At 60.5% G+C, this 15993-nt stretch carries 17 protein-coding genes and 1 tRNA gene; 3 read left to right on the plus strand and 15 right to left on the minus strand.

Annotated features, from left to right (window positions below; all coding sequences use genetic code 11):
* Positions 1-34: 34 nt before the first annotated feature.
* The 3 genes from cysE to ACIQ2A_RS00360 all read right to left on the minus strand — a co-directional run bounded on the left by cysE (position 35) and on the right by ACIQ2A_RS00360 (position 3077).
* Positions 35-862 carry a serine O-acetyltransferase gene (gene cysE / locus ACIQ2A_RS00350; protein ID WP_398474537.1) on the minus strand — a complete coding sequence of 276 codons (828 nt, stop codon included), beginning with the start codon at positions 860-862 and terminating at the stop codon, positions 35-37.
* Positions 863-1095: 233 nt separating this feature from the next.
* Positions 1096-1848 carry an alpha/beta fold hydrolase gene (locus ACIQ2A_RS00355; protein WP_398474540.1) on the minus strand — a complete coding sequence of 251 codons (753 nt, stop codon included), beginning with the start codon at positions 1846-1848 and terminating at the stop codon, positions 1096-1098.
* Between the two features lie 50 nt (positions 1849-1898).
* Entirely contained in the window at positions 1899-3077 is a 1179-nt protein-coding gene (locus ACIQ2A_RS00360) for a hypothetical protein (RefSeq protein WP_398474542.1), read from the minus strand.
* A gap of 225 nt (positions 3078-3302) precedes the next feature.
* Here ACIQ2A_RS00360 and ACIQ2A_RS00365 point away from each other — a divergent pair, with 225 nt between their 5' ends.
* Both ACIQ2A_RS00365 and ACIQ2A_RS00370 read left to right on the plus strand, forming a co-directional pair.
* Positions 3303-3548, plus strand: a complete 246-nt coding sequence (locus tag ACIQ2A_RS00365; protein WP_398474544.1) for a zinc-finger domain-containing protein — start codon at positions 3303-3305, stop codon at positions 3546-3548.
* A 9-nt stretch (positions 3549-3557) separates the two neighbouring features.
* On the plus strand, positions 3558-4724 hold the full coding sequence (locus ACIQ2A_RS00370; RefSeq protein ID WP_398474546.1) for an FAD-dependent monooxygenase: 1167 nt from the start codon (positions 3558-3560) through the stop codon (positions 4722-4724).
* Between the two features lie 10 nt (positions 4725-4734).
* Here ACIQ2A_RS00370 and ACIQ2A_RS00375 read toward each other — a convergent pair whose 3' ends face one another.
* Entirely contained in the window at positions 4735-5139 is a 405-nt protein-coding gene (locus tag ACIQ2A_RS00375) for a twin-arginine translocation pathway signal (protein WP_398474548.1), read from the minus strand.
* A 127-nt stretch (positions 5140-5266) separates the two neighbouring features.
* Between ACIQ2A_RS00375 and ACIQ2A_RS00380 the strand changes: the two genes are divergently transcribed.
* A tRNA-Leu gene (locus ACIQ2A_RS00380) sits at positions 5267-5352 on the plus strand.
* A gap of 787 nt (positions 5353-6139) precedes the next feature.
* Here ACIQ2A_RS00380 and ACIQ2A_RS00385 read toward each other — a convergent pair.
* The 11 genes from ACIQ2A_RS00385 to ACIQ2A_RS00435 form a co-directional block, all read right to left on the minus strand.
* Positions 6140-7174, minus strand: coding sequence for an ATP-grasp domain-containing protein (locus ACIQ2A_RS00385; RefSeq protein WP_398474550.1), 1035 nt, complete (start codon positions 7172-7174; stop codon positions 6140-6142).
* A complete protein-coding gene (locus tag ACIQ2A_RS00390) occupies positions 7171-8154 on the minus strand; it encodes a putative zinc-binding metallopeptidase (protein WP_398474553.1) in 984 nt (327 codons plus the stop codon). The genes ACIQ2A_RS00385 and ACIQ2A_RS00390 overlap by 4 nt, the downstream gene beginning before the upstream one ends.
* A 411-nt stretch (positions 8155-8565) precedes the next feature.
* Entirely contained in the window at positions 8566-9762 is a 1197-nt protein-coding gene (locus ACIQ2A_RS00395; protein ID WP_398474555.1) for an ABC transporter substrate-binding protein, read from the minus strand.
* Positions 9763-9799: 37 nt separating this feature from the next.
* Positions 9800-10579, minus strand: a complete 780-nt coding sequence (locus ACIQ2A_RS00400) for an SDR family oxidoreductase (RefSeq protein WP_398474557.1) — start codon at positions 10577-10579, stop codon at positions 9800-9802.
* Positions 10580-10649: 70 nt separating this feature from the next.
* Complete coding sequence (locus ACIQ2A_RS00405; RefSeq protein ID WP_398474560.1) at positions 10650-11510, minus strand: VOC family protein; 861 nt, start codon at positions 11508-11510, stop codon at positions 10650-10652.
* 26 nt (positions 11511-11536) lie between these two features.
* Complete coding sequence (locus ACIQ2A_RS00410; RefSeq protein WP_398474562.1) at positions 11537-12400, minus strand: VOC family protein; 864 nt, start codon at positions 12398-12400, stop codon at positions 11537-11539.
* A 25-nt stretch (positions 12401-12425) separates the two neighbouring features.
* Positions 12426-13049, minus strand: a complete 624-nt coding sequence (locus tag ACIQ2A_RS00415) for a TetR/AcrR family transcriptional regulator (RefSeq protein ID WP_398474564.1) — start codon at positions 13047-13049, stop codon at positions 12426-12428.
* 55 nt (positions 13050-13104) lie between these two features.
* Positions 13105-13419 carry a non-heme iron oxygenase ferredoxin subunit gene (locus ACIQ2A_RS00420; RefSeq protein ID WP_398474567.1) on the minus strand — a complete coding sequence of 105 codons (315 nt, stop codon included), beginning with the start codon at positions 13417-13419 and terminating at the stop codon, positions 13105-13107.
* A 9-nt stretch (positions 13420-13428) separates the two neighbouring features.
* Positions 13429-14190, minus strand: a complete 762-nt coding sequence (locus tag ACIQ2A_RS00425; protein WP_398474569.1) for an SDR family NAD(P)-dependent oxidoreductase — start codon at positions 14188-14190, stop codon at positions 13429-13431.
* A 10-nt stretch (positions 14191-14200) separates the two neighbouring features.
* Positions 14201-14689 carry an aromatic-ring-hydroxylating dioxygenase subunit beta gene (locus ACIQ2A_RS00430; RefSeq protein WP_398474571.1) on the minus strand — a complete coding sequence of 163 codons (489 nt, stop codon included), beginning with the start codon at positions 14687-14689 and terminating at the stop codon, positions 14201-14203.
* A gap of 17 nt (positions 14690-14706) precedes the next feature.
* On the minus strand, positions 14707-15978 hold the full coding sequence (locus tag ACIQ2A_RS00435; protein ID WP_398474573.1) for an SRPBCC family protein: 1272 nt from the start codon (positions 15976-15978) through the stop codon (positions 14707-14709).
* Positions 15979-15993: the final 15 nt, after the last annotated feature.

Genomic DNA, 15993 nt, shown 5'->3' on the forward strand with positions numbered 1-15993 from the left:
GGAATTCGTATTCCGGCGCAGATCGTCGCAACGCTTACAAACCGAGTGCGTTGAGCATCTGATTCATGGTGCGCGACGGCTCCGAACACCCCGCCTCGCCCACGATTTTCGCCGGCACACCAGCCACCGTGACATTGTGCGGTACCGGCTTCACGACCACCGAGCCCGCAGCGATACGCGCGCAATGGCCGACTTCGATATTGCCGAGAATTTTTGCGCCCGCGCCGATGAGAACACCGCGACGAATTTTTGGATGGCGATCCTCGTTTTCCTTGCCAGTGCCGCCGAGCGTCACACCATGCAGGATCGAGACATCGTCTTCGATCACAGCCGTTTCACCGACCACGAAGCCGGTGGCATGATCGAGGAAAATGCCTCGACCGATCTGGGCTGCTGGATTGATATCAGTCTGGAACGCGCTGGACGCGCGGCTCTGCAGATACCACGCAAAGTCCTTGCGACCTTTGTTATAAAGCCAATGCGCAAGACGATGCGACTGGATCGCGTGAAAGCCTTTGAAATAAAGCAATGGGTCGATGAAGCGCGAGGTCGCGGGATCGCGATCGAACACGGCGACCAGATCCGAACGGAAGGCATTGCCGATATCAGGGTCGTCGCGCAGCGCTTCATTATAGGTTTGGCGGATCAGGTCGCCGGACAGCGCCGCATGATCGAGGCGCTCGGCGACGCGATGCACCACGGAATCTTCAAGGCGATTGTGATGCAGCACCGTCGAATAGATGAAGGATGCAAGCTCAGGCTCGCGATGCACGATATCCTCGGCCTCACTGCGGATTCGATCCCAGATCGGGTCCAGAGTTGCGAGTTTCGCAGTGATCGGAACGGTGCTCTGCACGGCCATGGCGGACTCGCAAATTCATCAATTGGGCAGGGACTATAGCACAGTGCCCGACGCTGTCGTAACGGGCCTCATGCCATCGTGAATGCCGGCTTACTCGGTAATTGCGCGTTAACCCTTTGGATTCGCGTGACTTACCAGGAACGATCCAGCACGCCCAATTACCGGGCGTGCGAAAGAAGTGGGCGGTCCCGCGGTGGAATCAAGGCCCCGCATCGCCGCCAGCGATGACGTGATCAGTTCTGCCGCGACAGGAAGTCGAGCACGCCTTCCTTGTAGACGCGGTCCCCAACCGCCCGCATGTGGTCGCGGTTGGGGATATCCAGCACTTCTGAGCCCGGAATGACCTTTTCGAGATCATGCGCGGAACCGGAGACATCGTCGGTGGTACCGACCGCGATCAAGACCGGCACCTTGATCGCGCCAGCCTCTTCATAGGTCATCAGCCGGCGTGAGCCCCGCAGGCACGCAGCGAGGGCGCGGCGGTCCGATCGTGTCTGGTCCGCGAAAGCACGGAAGGTACGGCCCATGGGATCGGAGACGTCATCGAGCGACGCTGCCTCAAGGGCAGTGGCGACATTTTCGCCGGGACCACCGCCCTTGATCAGACCGATGCCGATGCCGCCGAGGATCGCACAACGCAGCACCTCCGGATGGCTATAGGCGATATAGGCGGTGATGCGCCCGCCCATCGAATAGCCCATCATGTCGGTGCGCTCGATATTCAGATGCTTGAGCAGCGCACGCACATCGGCAGCCATGGTGCCAATGCCGTATTGTTCGGAATCGTAAAGTTTGGTGGAATCGCCGTGGCCGCGATTGTCGAGCGCAATGACGCGGCGGCCGTGCTTTTTCAACTCGGACACCCAGGTCGGATATACCCAGTTGACGTTCTTGCTCGAGGCGAAGCCATGCACGAGCACGATGGGCTCGCCCTCGCCTTCATCGAGATAAGCAATTTCGACTGCGCCGTTTTGGAAGCTCGGCATCCAGGATTCCGTATGATTGAGACATGCAATGTGGGTGGGAAGCGGTGAATTTAGCCGTGTGCGAGGACCGGCGCCAGTGCAGGAGGTGACACGTTAGCGCGTGTGGCCATGTTCTGAAGTAATACGTCCTGACGTGCGGCGAGCTCGCGCCTGATCCGGCGGAGCTTGGATCGCTGCAGATATGACCAGGTGATGCGCTCGGTGGTTGCCTTGATCGAGATGACGAGCCCGATCAGCATCCACAGCGCCCAGAACAGCCATAGACCAAGCTGGAAAGCGCCTGCTGCGAGGACGACCGCGCCGCGGCCAAATAATTTGATGATCGCCCGCGTCTGACCGCCTTTGGCGACAGCAAGCTTCGATGCTCGCGCCACATCCTTCGGCCCTTGCGCGATGCGCAGCGTATCCAGCGCGCCGCGTGTACCCGCCTTCTCGCCAACACGGCCAACATCCTTGGCAAAGCGCACAATGTCGCCCGCTTTCTCGGCACGGAACGCGGTCTTGATCGCAGCCACTGTTTGGCCTGGCCGAAACACCGAGGCGTTCGCCATCGCATCCTTGAGCACCGGCCCATCCACCATGCCGCGCGCCGAACGCGCTGCCCATGTGGTGAGCCCCTCGCCGATCCGCCCGACCTTTCGCGCGTCTTTCACAAGTGTCAGCCCAGCCCGCACCGGCGCGACACCGCCCGCACTGGCATAAGTTGCTGCAGTGACGGCGAGGCCTGCCGCCGCAAGGCCCAGAATCAGGTGATCGGTCTCCTCGCCGAAAGCCAGATGCTTGCCTTCGCGGATCGCGTCGCGGATATCACCGAACACGAAAAGATCGCCGGCGACGGTTCCCGACAGGCTGCCGATGTCATCGGCATTGCCGGTCACGAAGCCTGTCGCAAAGCGTTTCGCAAAATTGGCTGCGGATGTATCCACCGCCACGGCATCCCCGACACGCTGAGTGAGATCCTCGGGCAGCTTCACGTTGCGCGCTGCGGCGAGGTCGACAAAACTCTTGGCGAGATCGGCGTCCTTAGCCGCTAAAGCCTCCTCGGCCTGCTTTGCCAGCATGTCCGGGTCGCGGCGCAGCGCGGCGCTCACTTGCGCATCAGCCAGCGCCACGGGATCGTCCTGCGCCAGCAATACCGCCCCTGCGTCGCGCGCATGCGGCCACACGAGCAGGCTCACGGTCGCGCAGACCGCAATCCCCGTCAGAGCCGTATCGAGCCGAAAGCGCATTCCGAAACCTTATCCTTGCACCTCTTATCAAGTGGTGCGTCACGGTTCGGACACAACCGCCCCGACGAAAGAAGGGCTATCCGGAAACGCCTAAACTGTGTCGAATTTGCAGGACTGAATGCCAGTTCCGCAGTCTAGGAATCAGCGTCCGAGGCCAGTATGGTGCACCGCACTGAACGGCCGCGCGACGTCAGCGCGCGACTGTTGCAAGCAAAGGTAGATACGATGTCCGACCACGTGGTTCCGCACTTTCACAATGACGCCGGCGTTCCGATCATCGAGATCGGCTCGAAGGAGTTCATGTGCGTGGGCGCCAACCCGCCGTTCGACCATCCGCACGTGTTTCTCGACCTGGGCGACGATAACGAGATCATCTGCCCGTATTGCTCGACGCTGTACCGCTACGCTGCCGATCTGCCTGCCGGCCAGGCCCGGCCGCCGGAATGCGTGGTGACGGACAAGGCGGCCTGATCGCCTGACATGCCGTCGCCGCGCACCATCGTCATCGCTGGTGCGGGCATCGGCGGGTTGACTGCGGCGCTTGCTTTGGCGGCTAAAGGTTTTCGCGTTATTTTGCGCGAAAAGGCCGAGCGGCTGGAAGAAGTCGGCGCCGGCCTGCAACTGTCGCCAAATGCCAGCCGCATCCTACTCGATCTCGGCCTTCAACCGCAGCTCGCAGGCGCAGTCGTTTGCCCCGAAACAGTCAGCATCAGGACGGCGCGCAGTGGCGGCGAAGTGATGCGCCTGCCGCTGGCTGCGAGCGCCCATGCCGATGCCCCCTACTGGCTGGTGCACCGCGCGGATCTGCAGGGTGCCCTTCTGGCAGCCGTGCAGAGCCATCCCAATATCGATCTGCGCCTAGCCTCGCCGGTGCAGGCCATCGAGGCTGCCGCCGACGCCATTCGCATCGACGATCTAGAAGCCGCTGCTCTGATCGGCGCTGACGGCGCCTGGTCGGCAGTACGCGGTAAATTCTTCCCGGGCGTCCAACCGCAATTCTCCGGCCTCATTGCGTGGCGAGGCACTTGCAACGCCGCGGCCTTGCCGAGCGACCTCCGGCCCTCCGGCGTACAGCTCTGGATGGGGCCGCGCGCGCATCTGGTGATCTATCCGATGTCGGCCGGCCAGCGCATCAATCTGGTGGCCATTGTCCCCGGCGCATTGCTTGCGCCCGGCTGGAGCACGCCCGACGGCAGCGATGACCTCAATGCGCATTTCAGCAAGGCGCGCTGGCCCGCCAATGCGCGCGCCATGATCGCTACCATCGATCATTGGGGGCGCTGGCCGCTGTATACGATGCCGGATGGCGGCGTCTGGCACAGCGGCCGTGTTGCGCTGCTCGGCGACGCCGCCCACGCCATGGTCCCCTTTGCAGCGCAAGGCGCCGGCATGGCCATCGAGGATGCGGCTGTGCTGGCAAAATGTCTCGGCGAAACGCGGAACGATGGCGATATCCCTGCCGCACTGGCACGCTACGCCGCGCAGAGAGAGCCGCGCGTCACCCGCGTTCAGCGCACGGCGCGCCAGCAAGGCCAGATTTATCACCTGCAGGAGCCTATGGCTTTTGCACGCGATACGGTCATGCGTCTGCTCGGCCCAAAGCGGCTGCAGGCACGGCAGGACTGGATTTATAATTGGCGGCTCTAAAAACGAGAGATCAGTGCCCGCGCGACCGTTTGGCGGGAGCCGCAGGCGCCGGGGCTGGTGGCGGGACCGACGCCACGCATTTGCTTTTCTGCCACTGCTCATCGGCGAGCTTGGCCTGCGCGCGGGTCGAAATATAATCGTTGCGATAGGCGACTTCGCCAACCACGCTGCCCGCCGTGCCGGTCTGCGCCTTGTCGATCAGACCTTGCAATTCAGCTGTCCGCGTCTGCAGCCGCTTGCGTTCGGCCTCGAGCTGTGGGCAGTCGGAAAGATCATAGATCGACGGATCGACGAACGCACCAGACAGCATGCCATCACCCATGCTGGCGCAGCCGCCAAGCTGGACGGTTAACAGCAGCGCAGCCGCCGCAGCAATGCGAGACGGCAGATAAGGGCGAGGCACACGAGCGGTCATCGGAGCTTTCTAGGCGGTCCATGTTGAGGTTGCGTAAAGCAGCGCCGGGTGGCCGGATTGAGGCCGGAACAGCTGCGATAGATCCGATTTGGCGTGGGACGCATTTGCGGCTATGCAGACGCGGCCTGCCCCCTTGATGGAATTGGTAGACATACAAGACTTAAAATCTTGAGTCCTCTGGGCGTGCCGGTTCGAGTCCGGCAGGGGGCACCAGCAGTTGGTCCGAGGTCGCTTTCCAAGAACAGCAAACCAGCCAAAATCCATCAACAAACCATTGATATTGTGCAAGTTTAACTGAGGCGCGACGTCCGCGGTCGTCCTGGTTGTCCAGCGACATCCACGAGCTTTGTTGGTCCGGGCGCCCAATGTGTTGGTCCGCGCTTTGGATTGCTTGAATGCTCACTGACGCTAAATGTAAAAACGCAGAGGCTAGAGAGCCGACCTACAAACTCTCCGATGGTCTCCATCTACTTGTCCGCTCTAGTGGCACCAAGGCTTAACGCCTGGCCTACAGCTTCCTTGGCAAACAGAAGTCCCTCGCATTGGGGACCTACCCCGCAATCGGATTGAGCGCAGCGCGAACAGCCAAGGACGAAGCAAAGCAATTGCCGGCGCGTCGCGTTGGCTCATCGCACCAACGCAAGCTTGACCGGAGCGCAATTGAACGATCACACGCGAGCACATTCAAAGCCGCAGCGGATGAACTCATCGACAAACTCGAAAAGAGAACTACGCCGCAGTACCCCTGCAGAAAAAGCGATGGCTCGCTTCTTTGACCGAACCTGAGATTGGCAGTCGTGCGGCACGGACGACCGCGCGGGGCGCGCCTTCCACCTGAGCTCCTGCGGCCGCTTTGCGCCATAAGCGGACATCCATTCTGTCTGAGATGAAGCCTGATCATCTCATCCGTTCGCTCGACGGCTGTTCCCGGTGAAAGGGGCGGATATATTTTCCATCGAGATCGACAAAGCCGCTTGATAGGCGCCATTTTCGGATCCGCCTAGCCGATCGACGCCCCTGCTTTCGCCCGGCTGATTGCCAAGGTCAAAATGCGCTGCAGCAAGCTCGTGTAATCAATCCCGTCATACAGGGCCGCCTTGGCAAATTCCTGACTCTTCGCGATCTCTGGATTAGGGTTGGCTTCGATGAAGTAGGGCGTGCCATCTGCAGACAAACGAAAGTCGATGCGCGCATACCCATCTAGCCCCAACGTTCGGTAGATGCGCTTTGCAGTCCGCTGGATGCGAGCGGTGACTTCTGGCGCAAGATCATCAGCAGGCCCATCGAAGATGCCGACGCGCTCCTGATAGTCGGTATCGTGTTTTGCCTTTTCGGTCGCGATCTGCCGTGCGCCCTGGCCACCCAGATTACCAAACTTCAGTTCCCAGACAGGCAAAGCACGTAGCCGATTATTGCCGAGCACGGCCACATAGAGCTCACGTCCCTCAATATACTGCTCAGCGATCGCGGCTGTCTGGAGCCGCTCGTGGACAAAGGCGACGCGCTCCGCAAGTTTCTCGTCGCTATCAACGATTGAGGCCTGCGAAATCCCATTGGACCCATCTTCGCTGAGACTCTTGACGATCAAGGGCAAAGCGAGCCGCGCGGGGCGTTTGACCTTGCGATGCATCGGAAACACACCGAAGGCCGGCACCGCGATTCGGCGATTCTGCACCAGCGTCTTGGACAGGTCTTTGCCACGCGCCAGGATCAGGCCGCGCGGGTTGCACCCCGTGTATGGAATCCGCATCAGCTCGAGCAGGCTCGCGATGTGCTGATCGAACGTGGTCGTGTAGTGAAATTCTTCCAGCAACGTATAGACCACATGGGGTTTGAAATTTTCGACCTCGTCGCGGATCGGCCGGATCTCCTCCTGAACGGCGAGCGGACGAACGTCATGGCCGGCCGCGCGCAATGTGCTGACGACGTCAAATTCCGTCTTCCAGAGATTGATCTCCTGTGCGCTGTAGCCATCGGTTGAGTCCGGCGGTACGCAATCGGGGTGCATGAGAACGAGCACGCGCAGCCGCCTCATAGCGCAATCCATTTGCGCCTGGACGGACCAAACAACGCGTGCATGGTCTTGGCCGTCAGAAGAATGGTGAAATTGACCAGCAGTTGCTGTTCGGGTCCGGATGCACGTAGATCCAGCTCGCGACACCGTGAGATCATGTCGTCTAAAACGGCATCGAGTGTGAGCTGGTTCTCGCCCGTCCATCGCGCAACCATCTGCCTGACCTGCGCTCGATGCCGCCTGATGAAGGATGCCGCCGGCTGCGCGCGTTGATGCCGAGGATCGGCTGAGAAAAGACGATTGAGGTCGCGATCGTAGGTTGTCTGCGGCGTGAAAGCATAGAATGCCTGTTTAGTCTGATAGTGTTCGCTGAGCGTTTGGCGCAGCTTGGACAGAGAATCGACACGCTCGCGTGTGGTGACCAGCTGCTTTGCGCCGGCGATCTCGCTCATCAGCTCATCGACATATTCAAGCTTCTTCAGCGCCGGCCAGCCGGCATAGCGGGCTCGCCAGTTCGACCGTGGTCGCAGCCACACCGCAAAGGTCTCCGCGAAATCCTCGTCCGGATGACTCTGTGCATACCAGCGCCGTAGGTGCTGAACGTAACGCCGGCTGGCGGGATTTGGCCGATAGTAAAGTGGATAGCGCTTGGACGACAGGCCGAACAGTTGTTGCCAACGACGGCGACGTTGCAACTGGTATGCATGCTGCACGGCGTGGCCCGTCTCGTGACGAAGAATAGCCATGCACTCCGATCGGGTGCTGCCCTCGGCCTCGAACATCATCTTCTTCTCAAGCTTCATCAGGCGCGGATGAGCGAGATAGAACGGGATAGCAACGCCTGGCACATGCGCCGGACTGAACCATTCGCTCGAAATCCACATATGCGGCCGAAGCAGAATGCCGCGATCCCCGAGCTCCTCATACAGAGCGCTGATACAATCCTCGAGCCAGGTGCCTGCGATCGTCACCCTCAAACTGCTGAAGCGTTGCTTGAGCAACTCCTCATCCGACAATTCTTCCCAAGGATGCTTCCGAAGCGGCATAAAAATCCGTGACGATAGAGAACTTTGCTTTGGATGGTGTCATAGGATTCGGATCGCAACAACCAACTCGCCTTCGCGTGCAACTCTCAACACTAATACCATCCAGATTCAGCGACGCCCCCATTGCGCCAAGGGCGGTCATCCCGAATTCGCTTCTTACGGCTCAAACCAGCTGAAACAATCTTCGCATGCAACATATTCTAGCTTCATGGCTACACCGTCAACGCTTACGCGCAGCATGTTGCGCTGATCCGCTACGGCGGCGGCCTCAGTTATTTTGCGAGCTGGCTTCTTGCCTGTGAATTTGCTGCAGCATCACAATGCTGCGCTTAGTCCGCAGCATCGATTAGAGCACGATTATTGTCGTTACTGGATCGGACAGCCTCCCTCACCCTGCGGACGAAAGGCGCGCGCTGCCGGAACACGTGCGATTTGTTTGTAGTAATCATAAGGTCCAACAGATTCTTCGGGACTTTTGACCTGAAAGACATACATGTCGTGCGTAGCACGACCATCCGTCCGAATGGTCACTGTTCCAAACAGCGTGTTTTCGATGGGACCACGCCGCATCTCAGCGTAGACGCGAGAGACTTCTGTCGATCTGATCCGTTCTACAGCCTCGAGATAGGCAAGCAACTGTGAATAAACACCAGCGTGATTCATAGTGGGCATTCTACCTTTGTTCTTCGCGGCGAAGCGCCTGCTCCAGGAGCGCGTCGCATCATTAGTGTCCCAATAAAACGCCTCGCTCAGCACAAAATTCTTGGCGGACGCCAGGCCGAGACCATGCACATCGTTGATTGTCAGTAACATCGCAACCATCGTCTGCCTCGGCTTCGGCAAGCCGAACTCGACCGACTGCTTGATCGACGTTGTTGTATCTCCGCCAGCATTGGCCACTGCAATGACGTCCGGGTCCGCGGATGCGGCCTGCAATAAATATGACGCGAAGTCCGACGTATTTATCGGATGGCGAACAGTTCCGATCACGTCACCGCTGGCCTGCTTGATGGCGACACCTAGATCTTTTTCGAAAGCGAGGCCAAACGCATAGTCAGCGGCAACGAGAAACCATCGCTTGCCACCGCGTTTCACTATCTCGGTACCGATCGCATTCGACAGGGACCAGGAATCGTAGGTCCATTGCATGGTGTTAGGCGAACAAGCCGTTCCGGTGAGATCCGAGGTCGCCGGGCTCGACGCCAAAAACGCCGCTCTACTTCCGCGCATCAGTTCGGAGACCGCCAACGCCACGCCGGAATTGGGAACATCGAGCACAGCATCGACTTTATCGATCTCAAGCCATTTCCGAACAATACTCGTACCGATATCGGGCCGGTTCTGGTGGTCAGCGATCTTCAGATCGACGGTCCATCCAGGATGTTTGCTTTGGAAGTCGATGATGGCGAGCTTCGCGGCCTCGACCGAGCCCGGCCCGGCTGCATCGGCATAAAGGCTGGATTGATCGTTCATCAGGCCGATACGCACTGTCTCTGCCCCTGCTGCGGCCGGTAGCAAGCCAGCCACGACGCAGGCGACCGCGCGCCAATGTCGATTGCTCATTCGAGGCCTGCTGCGCCATACGGGTTCGGGTGCCATGTCAGAACGTTCCCGGATAGGCACCGCCATCAATCAGGATATTCTGACCTGTCATATATGCGGCCTGCGCCGAGCATAGAAAGGCGCAGGTCGAGCCGAATTCGTCGGGGTGACCGAAACGCTTTGTGGGATTTTCTGCGATGATCTCGCTGGTCACGTGATCCACGGGACGCTTCGTGCTGTTGGCCAGCGCCTGCAGGTTGGTCTTTAGCCGGTCTGTATCAAAAGTGCCCGGCAGAAGATTGTTGATGGTGACATTGTGCGAGGCCGTGCTGCGCGCCAGGCCGGCCACGAAACCTGTCAGACCGGAACGGGCACCGTTGGAGAGTCCGAGCATGCCGACCGGCGCCTTCACCGCATGCGAGGTGATGTTCACGATGCGGCCGAAACGGCGCGCGATCATTCCATCGATGGTGGCCTTCATCAGTTCGATCGGCGCCAGCATGTTGGAGTCCAGCGCTTTGATCCAGTCCTCGCGCTCCCAATTGCGGAAGTCGCCAGCGGGCGGGCCGCCAGCATTGTTGATCAGGATATCCGGATCCGGACACGCCTGCAGGATAGCCCGGCGCCCTTCGGCCGTCGTGACATCCGCAGCAACGATGCGCGGTTTCGTCCCGGTCGTAGCCGCGATATCATCCGCTGCCTGCTGCAGCACGGCCTCGCGACGGGCGACGATGACGAGATCGACGCCTTCATGGGCCAGTGCCATGGCGCAGCTTTTTCCGAGCCCCTGGCTCGCCGCACAAACGATCGCCTTGCGACCGCGCAATCTAAAATCCATGTTTCCTCGCACTCATTGCTCCGCGCGTGCATGATGCCGCGCGGTTTCCAGTGATCGTGTCAGGTCGAGGTCATTTGCTGGGCAGCGGCATACCGGCCGGCTTGGCACCCCACATGCAGAAACTCGACGGCTCAAAGCCGAACTGGCGCGGCTGATGCGTGGCCTCGTCCTCGATCTCTTCCACGCCGACGGAATATTCGAACACCATGCCGTCTGGGCCTTTGAAATAAAGGAAGCGCGCACCCGAGGTCGGATGACGTCCGGGGCCGAAAACGATCGGCACCCGGCGCTCGCTGAGGAAATAATACGAGCGCAGCACGTCGTCGCTGCTCTGCACCTGATGATTGACGTGCTGGATGCCGGCCTTTGGCGCACGGACGAGCGCAATGGTGTGGTGGACGGCGTTGACGCGCATCAGCGGGATATCGCCGATCCGGTCACTGACCCGCGCGTTGCAGACCTGAGTCCAGAAATGTTCGTCCCGTGCAGGATCGGTCGAGTTCAGTCCGATATGGCTAAAGCCGGTGATCCCCGCATCACGGGTGGCGAAATAGCGGCGGCCACTGCGCTCCGGCCGCACCACCAGCTCGATGTGATTGCCGGTCGGATCGCGAAAGCCGATGAAACTGCGCACCTTGCGCTGCTCGGCCTCCTCGACGGAGCCCGCATGCACATGATGGCCCAGCCGTTCGAGCGTCGCCGCGGCCTCCTGCAGGCTTGCCTCGTCCTCGACCTCGAAGCCGACGGTCTGACTGGCGGGATCGCCTTCCGTGTAGCACAGCGTATGCGAGCGCTCGTCGGACCGCAGATAGAGCGCCTTCTTGCCGCGCTCGGCGACCTGCAGCCCCAGGCAGCTGGTGGCGAAGGTCTCGGCCGACTCCATGTCCGGCGAACCGAGCCTGACATAGCTGACATCTTTCAGATTGATCATTCGCTTTCTCCGAGTTCAACGCATCGTCACGGGGCGCGCAATTCGGCCACGTCCTTGCTTTCGCTTCCCCAACTGCAGAGCGACTCGAGAGCGAGCGGAAACTGGCGGGCCGGTCGGCGCATCGCGCCGGGCTGGGCCATTCCGCTCACATAGGAAAAGATGATTCCAGCAGGGCCTTCGACGTGAAGGAACATCTGCTCCGACGCCGGCTCGCGACCCGGTCCCTGCACGATCCGCACCTGGCTTTCCTGCATGAAATAGCTGTTCTGCATCACGTTATCGAGGGCCTCGACCTCGAACGCCGCATAGAGCAGGCCATTGCGATCGGAGGGATAGAGCGCCACGCGGTGGTGATAGTCGTCGATCTGCAGATAGGCGATGTCGCCGACCCAGTCGCGGACCTGCGCGCCGACCGTTGCCCAGAACTCGCAATCCCGCGCGGGCTCTGTCGATCGCAGGCCGATATTGTGAAGCGTTGTGATGCCGGCATCGCGGCTCGGAAAATAGCGACGCCCGCTCTGGGCTGGGCGAAGCACCAGATCGATCGCATTGCCGGATCCATCCTGAGCCAGCAGCGCCATCCGTACGTATCGCGTACGGCAAGCCTCAGGTGTCGCACGCGAGACGACGAAATCCCGCTTGCGCAGTGCCTGCTCGATCTCGTTCAGGGCCTCCTCGCTCCAGACCTCGACGCCAATGCTGGCGCCCTCGCGCGCATCGCTTGAAAAGCTGACGGTGCGGAACCGATTGTCGGATCGAAAGGCAATCTCGCCCTCCCCGTTACCGACGCTCTGCAGGCCAAACATTTCTCCGGCGAACCGCGCAGCTGCCGGCAGTTCCGGCACCGCCAGCCGCACATAGCAGATCGATGTGATGAGCATCTTCGACATCTGCGACATCGCACCCTGCTCCGTACTATCGTGATCGCGACGATGGCTGGCGGTCGGCGAGGAACACCTTGATCATCTTGCGCCAGAGCGAGAACAGCTCATCGAACCATTTCGGATCATTGTCCCACAGTGTCCGCAACGCCATGCCGCGCACCAGGCTGAGGGTCAGCGCCACAATGTCCGACGCGAGCGGCCCGGACACACCGCTGGCCGCCAGAGCCTCGGTCCAGGCCGTCTCCACCGGACGCCGCGCCTTGCGCGAGATTTCGAGAATCTGCTTGCGCACCGATTTGTTGGTCGAAGTCGACAGCACGATGTCGATGGCCACCATGAAATGTTCGCTGAAGAAGAATTCGCGCGCATCCTCGATTACGGCTTCGATCAGGTCGCGCGGGCGATCGACGGACGATGCACGCTTGCGACTGACCGCCTGGGCCTGGTCGAACACGAATTCGAGTGTGGCGACGACCAGCGTGTCCTTGGTCGGGAAATGGTGCAGTTGCGCGCCTCGTGAAAGACCTGCCTGCTCGGCAACTTCGGCCGTGCGAAACCGCGCATAGCCACGCTGGCGGATCAATGCCGACGCTGCTTTCAGGATGCGTGTCCGCGTCTCCTCGCTGCGTTCGGCCTGGGTGCGCCTGCGCACCACCGGCGCGCGCCTCGCCGATTTTACTGATGACGTCCGTTTGGCCTGTTCGTTCATCCTAGACCTCGATGCAAACCTGCCCGTCCACGAGCGTGACGGGATATGTCTTCAAAGCAACTTCGCAAGGCATACCGGTAGGTTCGCCCGTCGTGACGTCGAACGTGCCGAAATGGAAGGTACATTCTACCGTCGTGCCTGTGATGATGCCTTCGTCCGACAGCGACACTTCGCCGTGCGTGCATTTATCCGCGGTCGCGTAGATCGTTCCATCGACCCGGTAGAGCGCGACGAAGGAGCCGTCGGGCAAGGCCGCCTTCCTGATCTCGCCATCGACCACATCATCCACGGGACATAGCTTTATCGTTTCTGCCATTCCGCCGTCCTAGAGCATCGTGCTGCCGCCATTGACGCTGATGACCTGACCGGTCACGAACGACGCTTCGGCGGATGCAAGATAACTGACCATGGAAGCGACCTCCGCCATTTCGGCGGGACGCCCCATGGGAATGACGCTCACGAACTTAGCCGCCAGCGCCGGTTGCTGCTCGGTGATGGCGACCATCTGCGGCGTGTTCACCGCGCAGGGCGCCACCGTATTGACCGTGATTCCCTCGCGCGCGAATTCACGTGCCATGCCCGTTGTCAGGCCATGGACGCCGCCTTTGGCCGCGTTATAGGCCGCATGATCCCACAGCCCATTGCGTACGGAGTCCGCGCCAAGATTGATGATGCGTCCATAGGACTGCGCCCGCATCGGCCGGATCGCATACCAGGAACACCACAGAACCGTCCACAGATTGCGATCGATGGTGGCTTTCAAAGTCTCGGGCGTATGCTCGCTGAATGCCTTGATAATCCCACCGCCGGCATTGTTAACGAGCACGTCGAGCCGCCCGAAACGGGAGGTCGCGAGATCGATCGTCGCTTTCGCCACCTCCTGGTCCGACAGATCGCCTGCCTGGCTGGCAACCTCGACATCGAACTCCCGGCCAAGCCGCGCCGCAGCGCGACCAAGCTCGGCTTCGTCGAGATCCGCAATCACGAGTGTCGCTCCGTCCACGGCGAGCCGCTCGGCAATCGCATAGCCGATACCACGGGCGGCACCGGTCACGATTGCAACATTACCTTTCAATTTCCCGGTCATTGACTTGCTCTCACAGAATGATGCTGACGCGGCCCTGGGCGCGCAGACCCTCGCTATCCAGCAGGCAGCGCTTTTCCTTGATACGGAACGAGCCCTGATGCGGGGTGAGCAGATAGCGGTTGCTGCCAAAATAGGTGTCGGTGACCGCGTCCTTGGTCCGGTACGTGATGAAGGCAGACGCGACTTCGACGTCGCTTCCGATCTGGCGCCTGATCCGGACGTTGCTGACCAGATGCCGGGTCCGCGAATGCGGAAATTCCGCATGCGCCGTGCGCTTCATCAACCGCTTGACGCGCTCGCTGAGCCGGAAACGATCGTCAGCCACGTAGAACAGGTTATTGTCGGGCGATGCATCGACGGCGAGGTCCGTCGCCGGCACGTAATAGATGGCATCGTCGGTGAACAGCTCCAGCCATTCCGGCAACCGCCATTCGTCGAGCAGTTCGGCCTCAGCGAACAGGAAGTCTTCGATATCGGCGCGCACGAATGTCTGCATCATGACCACCTCCCCGTCACTCATGCCGGCACCTGAAACACGCGTTCGTTCCAGTTCGACCAGAATGCCCGCATCTGCGCCTCGTCATCGTAAGACGGGCTCTCCTTTCCCATGCCCTTTGAAATGTCGTTCCATTGCGCCTCACCAGCATTGCGGAAGCCGCGCTGACATTGCTCCAGCGCCTCGACGTCATCGGGTGTGGCAAAGCCGCCGGGACCGAGGAATTCGAGAAAGTTGAACAGGCGATATTTGCGCGCCCAGTCGGTTTCTTCCTTCGGTGCAAGCGCCCAGGCACTGATGGTCATATGGTCTGGTGCAGTCGGGTAATAGGTACGCACCGTCACCGCCATGATGTCGTTGATGACCAGATTGGGGAAGATGAACAGGTTGCGGTTATAGGTGGCGATGCGATCGGCGCGCTCCTTGCCGAAGCGTTCGAGCAGGCGTGCATAGAGCCGGTCGAGCTCACGTTTGCCGTCCTCGCCCCATGACGGGATCCACTGGGCCACCGGACGGCCCCAGGGCGCCTTGTATTCAAGCACGGCATGACCCCTGCCGAGATCGTAAGCCGTACCGGCGAAGGCGACGGGCGCCAGACTGCCATTGGTGGCTTTGAGATAGTCGAGATAGGTCGCATGCGTCGTCAGCGCGTGATAGCCGTCGATGCTGTTCTCGGTCAGCAGCTTCCAGTTCGCGCGCATGGAATATTCCTGCGTGCCGCCGACGATCGTCATGCCCTCTTCGGCCTGATCGCAGATCACGTCGAGATACTCCAGCACCGGCCCAAGATAGTCGGTCAGGCTCTCGACCTTGGCGTCGAAGCAGATGAAATTGAGGCCGCGATAGCTTTCGAAACGCGGAACCTGCTGCATGTTGGACGTGCTGCGCGACTTGAAGTCTTCTGCATAAGATTCCTCGCCCGGCTGGCTGCGCAGCGTGCCGTCGAGACCGAACACCCAGCCATGATAGAAACACTGGAACGATTTTGCGCGACCGTGCTTCTCGCGGCATACCTGCGCTCCGCGATGCGGGCAGGTATTGAGCATCGCCTTCAACTCGCCCTGTCCGTCACGGGCGAACAGGATGTTACGACCGCCGACCGAGCGGGTGACGAAATCGCCGGGCTTATCAAGCTCCGAGCTATGGCCCAGATAGAGCCAGCATTTGTCGAAAATGTTGCTGCGCTCAGCTTCCAGGATCGTCGGATCCGTGAACGCCTGACGCGACACCTTGAAGATCTTTTGCGCCTCATCGATCTGGAGCGCCGTATTCATCTTTGTGAATGCGTTCATCTCGTTTCCTCGCCG

Source organism: Tardiphaga sp., from assembly GCF_044336785.1.
GTDB lineage: Bacteria > Pseudomonadota > Alphaproteobacteria > Rhizobiales > Xanthobacteraceae > Tardiphaga.

Coding starts and splice junctions, on each gene's coding strand:
- ACIQ2A_RS00435 (WP_398474573.1), bottom strand. CDS start 15,978: ATGAACGCATTCACAAAGATGAATACGGCGCTCCAGATCGATGAGGCG.
- ACIQ2A_RS00405 (WP_398474560.1), bottom strand. CDS start 11,510: ATGATCAATCTGAAAGATGTCAGCTATGTCAGGCTCGGTTCGCCGGAC.
- ACIQ2A_RS00410 (WP_398474562.1), bottom strand. CDS start 12,400: ATGTCGAAGATGCTCATCACATCGATCTGCTATGTGCGGCTGGCGGTG.
- ACIQ2A_RS00420 (WP_398474567.1), bottom strand. CDS start 13,419: ATGGCAGAAACGATAAAGCTATGTCCCGTGGATGATGTGGTCGATGGC.
- ACIQ2A_RS00375 (WP_398474548.1), bottom strand. CDS start 5,139: ATGACCGCTCGTGTGCCTCGCCCTTATCTGCCGTCTCGCATTGCTGCG.
- ACIQ2A_RS00360 (WP_398474542.1), bottom strand. CDS start 3,077: ATGCGCTTTCGGCTCGATACGGCTCTGACGGGGATTGCGGTCTGCGCG.
- ACIQ2A_RS00365 (WP_398474544.1), top strand. CDS start 3,303: ATGTCCGACCACGTGGTTCCGCACTTTCACAATGACGCCGGCGTTCCG.
- ACIQ2A_RS00395 (WP_398474555.1), bottom strand. CDS start 9,762: ATGAGCAATCGACATTGGCGCGCGGTCGCCTGCGTCGTGGCTGGCTTG.
- ACIQ2A_RS00425 (WP_398474569.1), bottom strand. CDS start 14,190: ATGACCGGGAAATTGAAAGGTAATGTTGCAATCGTGACCGGTGCCGCC.
- cysE (WP_398474537.1), bottom strand. CDS start 862: ATGGCCGTGCAGAGCACCGTTCCGATCACTGCGAAACTCGCAACTCTG.
- ACIQ2A_RS00370 (WP_398474546.1), top strand. CDS start 3,558: ATGCCGTCGCCGCGCACCATCGTCATCGCTGGTGCGGGCATCGGCGGG.
- ACIQ2A_RS00400 (WP_398474557.1), bottom strand. CDS start 10,579: ATGGATTTTAGATTGCGCGGTCGCAAGGCGATCGTTTGTGCGGCGAGC.
- ACIQ2A_RS00430 (WP_398474571.1), bottom strand. CDS start 14,689: ATGATGCAGACATTCGTGCGCGCCGATATCGAAGACTTCCTGTTCGCT.
- ACIQ2A_RS00355 (WP_398474540.1), bottom strand. CDS start 1,848: ATGCCGAGCTTCCAAAACGGCGCAGTCGAAATTGCTTATCTCGATGAA.
- ACIQ2A_RS00385 (WP_398474550.1), bottom strand. CDS start 7,174: ATGAGGCGGCTGCGCGTGCTCGTTCTCATGCACCCCGATTGCGTACCG.